The organism is Microcoleus sp. OTE_8_concoct_300, assembly GCF_031383065.1.
Taxonomy (GTDB): domain Bacteria; phylum Cyanobacteriota; class Cyanobacteriia; order Cyanobacteriales; family Microcoleaceae; genus Microcoleus.
This window is the reverse complement of sequence record NZ_JANMZH010000144.1, coordinates 1-1,681: the sequence shown is the minus strand read 5'-3', so window position 1 is coordinate 1,681 and position 1,681 is coordinate 1. Positions and strand designations below refer to the sequence as shown.

Here is a 1,681-nt window from a genome sequence, read left to right as displayed (position 1 = left end):
AGATTATTTGAATCCATTGAAAAACTAGAAGCACTGTTACATAAACTGTTAAATGAAGGAGGACTAATTATGAAATGGAACCGAAAAATAAAAAATAAAGGTAACTTAGTTAATGCAGTTTAGATGTCGAACAGCTTAGTCTAGGGAATCCAGTAGTTAAATTGGCTACACCTAAAGGAACAATTAATCACGCCCGAGGGAACGAAGAAAAACGAACTGAGGGTCTAGGGGAAGTCGAACCCTTTCGTAGGCTAGACGAGCAGCGGAATCCCCTCAGTCCGGGTAGGATGCAGCGTAATTGCTGCAAGGTGTTCAGAGTACACAAACTAGAGCAGAGCATGATTAGACACAACAGCAATGTTAGTGAATCTTGGAAGACGTTACCGTGGAAGAAATTCCGCCGTAATTTATTCCGCCTACAAAAGCGAGTGTATAAAGCGATTCAAGTTGGAGACAAGCCCCAATACGGTTCAGTTAAGGCTCAAATAGTGGTAAATTAGGTATGGTGTCCAAAAATGGAGAGCAAGTAAGGTGCATCTCAAAGAATTCTCATTAGTATCTCCCAAAATCCCAAGTACGGAGATATTCAAAGCCATAGAGATAGCAATTCCAGCCAGTGCAATTGAACAGGCGATTACTAAAACGAAGGTTGAAGAGAAACGTCATCGAACCCTGCCTGCACAACTGGTAGTGTGTCTGGTAATCGCAATGAGTCTATGGTCAAAAGATTCAATGCGGGATGTACTAAAAAATTTGATTGATGGTCTTAATGAAGCATGGATAAAAATTGGTAAATATTGGCGGTTTCCATGTAAAGCTGCAATCACTCAAGCCAGACAAAGATTAGGAGCAGGTGTGATGAGACAGTTGTTTCATTCATTAGTGCGACCAATGGCTACAGTTGAAACAATAGGAGCTTTTATCAGCGAACTCAGAGTCGTAGTGATAGACGGAACCTGCTTAGATATCCCGTCTGGGTGATGAGAATGCCAGGGTTTTTGGTCGTCCAGGAAGTCGTCCAGGTACAAGAGCAGCGTTTCCGAAAGCTAGATTAGTTATTTTATTAGAGGCGGGAACACATTTAATATTTGACGCCTTAATGTGTCCATATAAAATGGGAGAAAGAGTAAGAGCGTTAAAGTTGTTACGCTCAGTAACGGCGGGAATGCTATTGATGTGGGATAGAGGTTTACATTCTTATGCGATGGTAGAAGCCACAGTCAGTAAAGGTTGTGAGTATTTGGGGCGAATTCCATCCAACGTTAAATTCTTAAACGAAACACAATTATAGCACGTCTAAATGAGTTGTGCAAAAGCCTCGTATTTTTTCAAGTTAGGATTATTAAAAAGCTTAAAATCAAAGAAAAACTCGAATAATCGTTTAACGATGGAGAAGTTTGTACAGATGTGATAAAAACGCCGAATAAAGTTCTTGACTTGCAACCAAATTCCTTCTACTGGATTTTCGGCCGGAGCATAAGGCGCAAATAATTGACAAGTAATTGACCATTCTTCTGGTCTTTTTTCTTCGTTTTCTATCGCTAACAGCTTCTTCATTTCCTCTCCTCTATGGTAGGAAGCGCCATCCCAAATCAATAGTAATCTTTGCTCAGGATGACGTTTTTTGATTTCTTGCAGAAATTTGACTGTATTTTCTCCGTTGACCGTTGAATAAGGACTC

2 protein-coding genes and 1 pseudogene are annotated in these 1,681 nt (G+C 40.3%); 2 read left to right on the top strand and 1 reads right to left on the bottom strand.

Annotated features, from left to right (window positions below):
- Nucleotides 1-287: 287 nt before the first annotated feature.
- On the top strand, nucleotides 288-500 hold the full coding sequence (locus tag ACUVJL_RS07300; RefSeq protein WP_445245248.1) for a reverse transcriptase N-terminal domain-containing protein: 213 nt from the start codon (nucleotides 288-290) through the stop codon (nucleotides 498-500).
- 121 nt (nucleotides 501-621) lie between these two features.
- Nucleotides 622-1,288 (top strand): annotated as a pseudogene (locus ACUVJL_RS07295) (transposase domain-containing protein); the annotation flags it as partial.
- 8 nt (nucleotides 1,289-1,296) lie between these two features.
- On the opposite strand, the gene ACUVJL_RS07290 reads toward ACUVJL_RS07295, so the two are convergent.
- Nucleotides 1,297-1,681, bottom strand: a 385-nt coding sequence (locus tag ACUVJL_RS07290; RefSeq protein ID WP_445245247.1) for a transposase, incomplete at its 5' end; no start/stop codon positions are given.

What these genes read in the sequence shown, in the direction of transcription:
- ACUVJL_RS07300 (WP_445245248.1), top strand. Translation starts at nt 288, where the DNA reads ATGCAGCGTAATTGCTGCAAGGTGTTCAGAGTACACAAACTAGAGCAG.